7 protein-coding genes are annotated in these 6,589 nt (G+C 35.0%); 2 read left to right on the top strand and 5 right to left on the bottom strand.

Translation table 11 applies throughout. The features are described 5' to 3' along the window. Positions 1-429: 429 nt before the first annotated feature. Positions 430-1,665 carry an ABC transporter permease gene (locus VI621_RS11905; RefSeq protein ID WP_324218617.1) on the bottom strand — a complete coding sequence of 412 codons (1,236 nt, stop codon included), beginning with the start codon at positions 1,663-1,665 and terminating at the stop codon, positions 430-432. A 6-nt stretch (positions 1,666-1,671) separates the two neighbouring features. On the opposite strand from VI621_RS11905, the gene VI621_RS11900 reads away from it, so the two are divergent. Then, a complete protein-coding gene (locus tag VI621_RS11900; RefSeq protein WP_324218616.1) occupies positions 1,672-2,895 on the top strand; it encodes a DUF1343 domain-containing protein in 1,224 nt (407 codons plus the stop codon). Here the strand turns inward: VI621_RS11900 and VI621_RS11895 are convergent. Continuing rightward, positions 2,892-3,386, bottom strand: a complete 495-nt coding sequence (locus VI621_RS11895; protein ID WP_324218615.1) for a YkgJ family cysteine cluster protein — start codon at positions 3,384-3,386, stop codon at positions 2,892-2,894. The genes VI621_RS11900 and VI621_RS11895 overlap by 4 nt on opposite strands. A 73-nt stretch (positions 3,387-3,459) precedes the next feature. On the opposite strand from VI621_RS11895, the gene VI621_RS11890 reads away from it, so the two are divergent. Beyond that, positions 3,460-4,167, top strand: a complete 708-nt coding sequence (locus VI621_RS11890; RefSeq protein ID WP_324218614.1) for an SAM-dependent methyltransferase — start codon at positions 3,460-3,462, stop codon at positions 4,165-4,167. Positions 4,168-4,241: 74 nt separating this feature from the next. Here VI621_RS11890 and VI621_RS11885 read toward each other — a convergent pair whose 3' ends face one another. Genes VI621_RS11885 through VI621_RS11875 form a run of 3 tightly spaced genes read right to left on the bottom strand, consistent with a single transcriptional unit; the run spans position 4,242 to position 6,546 of the window. Further along, entirely contained in the window at positions 4,242-5,396 is a 1,155-nt protein-coding gene (locus VI621_RS11885) for an aminotransferase class V-fold PLP-dependent enzyme (RefSeq protein ID WP_324218613.1), read from the bottom strand. A 60-nt stretch (positions 5,397-5,456) separates the two neighbouring features. Continuing rightward, the gene (locus VI621_RS11880; RefSeq protein WP_324218612.1) at positions 5,457-5,849 is read right to left on the bottom strand and encodes an energy transducer TonB; all 393 of its coding nucleotides are present in this window, start codon (positions 5,847-5,849) and stop codon (positions 5,457-5,459) included. Between the two features lie 28 nt (positions 5,850-5,877). Continuing rightward, positions 5,878-6,546, bottom strand: coding sequence for an energy transducer TonB (locus VI621_RS11875; protein WP_324218611.1), 669 nt, complete (start codon positions 6,544-6,546; stop codon positions 5,878-5,880). Positions 6,547-6,589 lie beyond the last annotated feature (43 nt).

The following is a 6,589-nucleotide window of genomic DNA, read 5'->3' as shown; positions in this document are numbered from 1 at the left end:
TTATTTTGATTCGATTCCCAGTAAATAAGTAAGAACTTCTGCGTCATTGCGGGTGCAAAAGTAGCATACTTATTCGCTTTCGCAAACTTTTAAATGTCTTTTTTTGAAAGTTTTTTTGATTGATACGCTAAGTTGCTGGGAGCGTGTTTTTTGGATATGAAAGTTTTTTGGCCGTTTTCGCTCGGAAGGATGCTAATCGGTCCATTTGTAACAGGTGACCGTTTTGGATTAGCTTGAAATCTTTTGAAAATGTACGGTTTTTGCGGATTGCAGATGAAAGGAAATTCATAAATAAGCCTCAAACTCCTCCTTTAGCCCCGAGTGCAGCGGAAATCCTTTCGCTTTTTCCTTTAAAAAGCGAAAGATTGGAGCGGAAAGCGGGAATAAGACTTATATATAAGGACGGACTTTGCGCTCCTGAGGAAAATATTAATCGAAACGGATGGCTTTTACAGGAGAAATTTTGGTTATTATATAGGATGGGATTAACAATACGACCAGGCATATTAATACGGTTCCTATATTTAGAAGCAGAATGTATCCCCAATTGAGATAGACTGGTGCTTGGTTGACATAGTAATTTTCGGGATTGAGCTGGATGACGCCAAAATATTGTTGGATTAAAACGAGCCCGATTCCTATTAGGTTCCCCCAGAACAGTCCTCGTACTATAAGGTAGAAGGCATTATAGAGAAATATTTTCCGGACTGCCCAATTGCTTGCGCCTAATGCTTTGAGGATTCCGATCATTTGGGTACGTTCTAAAATCAATACTAATAATGCGACTACCATATTAATGGTGGCAACTACAATCATTATGATGAGGATGATGATGATATTGAAATCGAATAATTTGAGCCATTCGAAGATGTAGTAATATTTTTCGACAATGGTTTGTGTGTTGAGTGTGGAACTGGTTTGTTCGTAGACCTCTTTCCCTTTGGCTTCAATATTATTGAAATCGTCTACAAAAACTTCGAATGAGCCGACTTGCTCCGGTTTCCATTTGTTGATGCGTTGCAGATGACGAATGTCTCCTATAATATAGGTAGCGTCGAATTCCTGGAATCCGGAGTTATAAATTCCAGTAATTAGGAAAACCCGAAGGTTTGGCATTTGATTGCTGTCTTCTTTCATGAAGAAGGTATTGAACTTATCTCCTACTTTTAGATTTAATCTTTTGGCGAGATATTCCGAGATTAGCACTTCTGGATTTAGATTGCTCGACAGATTTGGTAATTTACCAGCAATTAAATACTCTTTAATATTATCCCATTGATAGTCTTTGCCAACACCTTTAAAAATAATCCCTTCAAAAGCCGTTGCGGTTCTTATAATTCCGGCTTTGCTGGCTACTGCTTGAATATGACTAATTCCATCAACTGATTTGAACTTGGGATAAAAATCCTGTTTTGTCGAAATAGGCTCTACGCTTACCTGAGATTGATTATCATCGTAATTCGAAATAATAATGTGTCCGTTGAAGGCAGAAACTTTTTGGCGTATTTTTTGCTGTAAGCCAATACCGGTAGCAACGGACACAATCATCATAATCATTCCTATTGCAATAGCAGAAATAGCAATTTTTATAATTGGTGCAGAAATACTACTTTTATGATCTTTAGCAGTAATGAGTCTTTTGGCTATAAAATATTCTAAATTCAATTTGATATGGTATCTAATTCGGTTTTCAAAAATACAGTTTTATTCTTGGTTTTAATAATTTTTTCAACTTCGTGTTCTGCAAAGAAAGCACAAGGAGATTCTGCGGAAACAAAACAAGTTCTCGAAAAAACAAGTTCTGACAAACAAGAAATAAAAACCGGAGCTGATAATTACGTAAAGTACCTTCCCTTATTAAAGAATAAAAAAATTGGAATTGTCACTAACCAAACCGGAATTCTAACTAGCAAAACACATTTAGTTGATTTTTTAATTGAAAATAAAATCAATATCAAAACCATTTTTGCCCCAGAACACGGTTTTCGTGGAACAGCTGATGCCGGCGAACATGTTGTAGACGGGAAAGATTCTAAAACCGGCTTGCCAATCATTTCGCTTTATGGTGATAATAAAAAACCAAAACCTGAGCAATTAGCCGGAATTGATATTATGATTTTTGATTTGCAGGATGTGGGTGCGCGATTTTATACTTATATCTCTTCCCTACATTATGTAATGGAAGCCTGTGCAGAAAACAACATTCAACTTATTGTTTTAGACCGGCCAAACCCGAATGGAAGTATTGTTGACGGACCAATTCTTGAAAAGCAATACACCAGTTTTGTGGGCATGCATCCGATTCCTGTTTTACACGGCATGACGATTGGCGAATATGCAAAAATGATTAATGGCGAAAAATGGCTGAAAAAAGAAATTCAATGCCAATTGACTGTGATTCCCTGTTTAAATTATAAAAGAAATATGCCCTATAGCATTCTTGTAAAGCCTTCACCAAATTTACCCAACGACCAATCTATCAATTTATATGCGAGTTTGTGCTTTTTTGAAGGAACAAATGTGAGCATGGGTCGCGGAACGGAAAAACAATTCCAAATCTATGGTTCTCCATTTTTACCGAAGCGTAATTTTAGTTTTATTCCAAAACCAAATTTTGGCGCTAAAGAGCCAACTTATAATGGTGTGGAATGTTATGGTGAGGATTTATCCGCTATTGCAAAAGTAAATAGATTAGAACTAAAATGGCTGATAAAAGCTTACAATGAAACCGCGGACAAAACCAAATTCTTTAATTCATTTTTCACTAAACTGGCCGGAACGAAAAAACTGCAACAACAAATTGAAGCGGAAATTTCAGAATCAGAAATAAGAGAAAGCTGGCAAAACGGTTTGGAAACCTTTAAAAAAATGAGAACAGCCTATTTGATTTACTAAAGAGGCATTCTTTTCTTCATTTCTTCCACAATATTATAAGCTGCCGGACATATAGCAACATTTCGCAATGTTAAATCAGAAATTTGCTGAAACTTTTTTCGGTCGGTATGCGGAAATTCGCGACATGCTTTTGGACGAACGTCGTAAATCATGCAAGCATTTTCATTATCCAAAAATGTACAAGGCACACTTTGCAATACATAATCCTGGTCTTCATCAATACGTAAATATTGGTCGATGAATTGTTGTGGTTTTTGTTTCAGATGTTTGGAAACACGCTCAATGTCGGCAGACGTGAAGAGTGGTCCAGTCGTTTTACAGCAATTGGCACATTTTAAGCAATCTGTTTTTTTGAATTCAGCATCATGTAAATCCTGCATTACATAATCCAAATTCTTGGGCTGCTTGTTTTTTAGCTTAACGAAATACTTTTTGTTTTCGATATGCTTATCTTTGGCAAGTTTTCCCAGTTCGTTTAAAGGTGGTTTCAAGTTTAAAGTTTAAAGTTGATGACCGCAAAATTAAACTTTCTAAACTTTAAACATTAAACTTTAAACTTAAATTATGAAAGACCTTTTTGGAAAAGCCATATTAGATTACCAAACGAACAATTCTCCCGAAGATTTAATTACGGAAACAACAATTTCTGAAGAAGACGAAATGAGCGTGGCTTATCTTTTTCGTTCCTTTTCTGAAATGCCACAATTGGAACAGAAAGCACTGGAACTTGCCAAAGGAAAAGTTCTAGATGTGGGCTGTGGAGCAGGAAGTCATGGTTTGTATTTGCAAAATGAAAAAGGATTAGAAGTAATTGCAATTGATATCTCTGAAAATGCCATTAAAGCATGCCAATTAAGAGGACTTACTAATGCTAAAGTCGTAAATATTCTGGATTTAGATGTGAATGAAAAATTCGACACGATTTTATTACTGATGAATGGCACGGGAATTTTTGGAAAACTTAAGAATGTTTCGCAATACTTTCAAAAATTGAAATCGCTACTGAATGAAAACGGACAAATCCTGATTGATTCCTCTGATATAATTTATATGTTCGACGAAGATGAAGATGGCGGAAAATGGATTTCAGGTGACGATTACTATGGCGAACTGGAATTCACACTTACTTATAAAGGCGAAAAAGAAGCATCGTTTCCTTGGCTTTATCTTGATTACAATACTTTACAAAATGCTGCTCATGCGAATGGATTAGAATGTGAGTTGGTTTTGGAAGGCGAACATTATGATTATTTGGCTAAACTTTCACTTTAGAAAAAAATCTGGCATTGCAACCACCATCTTGCTCACACTACTGAATTGAAAAAACTAAAAGATTGGAAATAATTTTATTTCAACAAATCGGTTGTAGCTTTAATATCAATAATTGCCATTCTTAATTTATCTAAATCTTCTTGTGAATTATATACATTGATGGAAATTCTCAAGAATATCTTATCTTCAATTTTCATTACAGGAATTTCTATTTTGTATTTATTGTAGAGTAATTCTTTTAATTCAACAAGACTTTCAGTTTGAATAGGAATGCTGCACATCTGTCCCAAAAACTCTTCGGTAACCGGACAAATAGGTTTTGTGTTTAGCAAATCGCAAAAAGATTCATAATTATCTAGTATCAATTTTCGGCATTGAGCTGATTTTTCCTTCCAATTGTTATCGTTCAGAAATTGTATGGCGGTTGGAGCAGTCAAAAAAGCCGAAATATCTCTGGTTCCTTGGTATTCGTGATACTCCAGAAATTGGTTTCCATTTGGAATTTCACTTTCATAACCCCAACTGACCACTAAAGGATCAATCGTGTTTTGAAATTCCTTTTTTACGTACAAAAAGGAACACCCTTTTGGTGTCAACATCCATTTATGTAACGTTCCTGTGTAAAAATCAGGATTTAATTCCTCGATATTCAAATCGATATGACCCGGAACATGAGCGCCGTCAACAATAGTAATCAATCCTAATTCTTTTGCCTTATCGCAAATTTCTTTCACAGGAAAAATTAAAGCGGTACAGCTTGACAGTTGGTTGATGAAAATAACTTTGGTTTTAGAGGTATAACCGCTCCAGAATTCTTTCAAGATCTGTTCTTTTGAAACTATTGGAAGAGAAATGTTTTGACGTATATATTTGGCTCCAGTTTTTTTGCAGTAGAAATTCCATGTTTTATCCATTGCACCATACTCGTGATTGGTAGACAGAATTTCATCGCCAGCTTGCAAGTGCAAACTTCGCATAATGGTATTAATCGCAATTGTCGGATTAGGTGTAAAGAAAAAATCCTCCGCATCACAACCTATATATTTTGCCAAAGCTGTTTTGGATTGCTTTAAATAATCATTAGATTTTTTTGTGATAAACTGAACCGGTTCTTTCTCCAATTCCAATTGCCAATGTTGATAATTCTCGAAAATAGGTTTTGGACAGGCGCCAAAAGATCCGTGATTTAGATAGGTAATTTCTGAATTGAGGAGGAATTGCGATTTCATGGTGTTTTTTTGTAAAAATAAAAAATCCCAAGCGATATACATTTGGGATTTTCATTATTTCTAAGTCTGAATATTTATGGGTAAAGAATACAAAACTCTTACTTTTTTACCTTGCTGTTCTCCTGGCATCCATTTCGGGCATTTTTTCAAAAGCTTTATTGCTTCTCTTCCAGTTCCATGTCCAATATCTCTTATCACTTTTATATCTTCAACACTTCCATCTTTTTCAATTATAAAAGTAACAAATACTTTCCCAGAAAGCCCTTTTACATTTGGAACTTTATAATTGCTTCCAATGAATTTATAAAACTCCTGAATACCACCAGGAAATTGAGGAATTACTTCAATACCGGCGGTATTATAAACATTTTCATTTGATGTTTCTGTTGCCTCTTGGGCAGATAGGTTTTGTATTGCAAAAAACGCTAAAGCAAAAAACAGGATTTTTTTCATAAGATAATTAATGAGGTAGGTGTTAAATTTAATCTCTCGGAATATTTATTCTGATTGGTAAAGTAAGAGTGCTTTTTACTGGTTTTCCATCCTTAACAGCAGGCGACCATTTTTTACCTGAAGATTTTAAAACTCTAATTAATTCTTTAGCTGAACCATACCCCAAATCATTAATGATTTTATAATCACTAAGACTCCCGTCTTCATTTACAACAAAACTAACGATAACTTTACCATTTAATCCAGGTACATCCGGAGCGTGGTAATTTTCTCTAACGAACTTATAAAACTCATGGAGTCCCCCTGGAATTTTTTTTTTATTTTCAATAGAAACCGGATTTTCAGAAACTGGATTTTGAATTTCACTAGTATTAGGTGCAGAATTTATTGTAAAAGTAAAAGGCCATTTAATATCCACATTAAAAGGTTTTCCTGAACGTTTAGCCGGCTCCCATTTTGGTGCTTTTTGTAATACTCTTATGATTTCACTTGCAGACTCTACATTTGAAAATTCCAAAATGCGGATGTTTTTAATCTCGCCCACTTGGTTTATGGTAAATGATGCGACAATTTTACCGGATTTAGTAATTTTTGAAAGATCCAATTCCTGATGGATATATTCATTAAATTTATCCAGACCTCCACCGTTAAATTTTGCTTCGATAACATCGGCGGGATTTACGTCTTCGGTATCCATTAAAAGTTCTTGTGAAAAACCCGATATACTGAAACAGAATAAG

The organism is Flavobacterium sp. (assembly GCF_035292545.1).
Lineage (GTDB): Bacteria > Bacteroidota > Bacteroidia > Flavobacteriales > Flavobacteriaceae > Flavobacterium.
This window is presented reverse-complemented; position numbering and strand designations above follow the sequence as displayed.

Coding starts and splice junctions, on each gene's coding strand:
- VI621_RS11900 (WP_324218616.1), top strand. CDS start 1,672: ATGGTATCTAATTCGGTTTTCAAAAATACAGTTTTATTCTTGGTTTTA.
- VI621_RS11890 (WP_324218614.1), top strand. CDS start 3,460: ATGAAAGACCTTTTTGGAAAAGCCATATTAGATTACCAAACGAACAAT.
- VI621_RS11880 (WP_324218612.1), bottom strand. CDS start 5,849: ATGAAAAAAATCCTGTTTTTTGCTTTAGCGTTTTTTGCAATACAAAAC.
- VI621_RS11875 (WP_324218611.1), bottom strand. CDS start 6,546: ATGGATACCGAAGACGTAAATCCCGCCGATGTTATCGAAGCAAAATTT.
- VI621_RS11885 (WP_324218613.1), bottom strand. CDS start 5,396: ATGAAATCGCAATTCCTCCTCAATTCAGAAATTACCTATCTAAATCAC.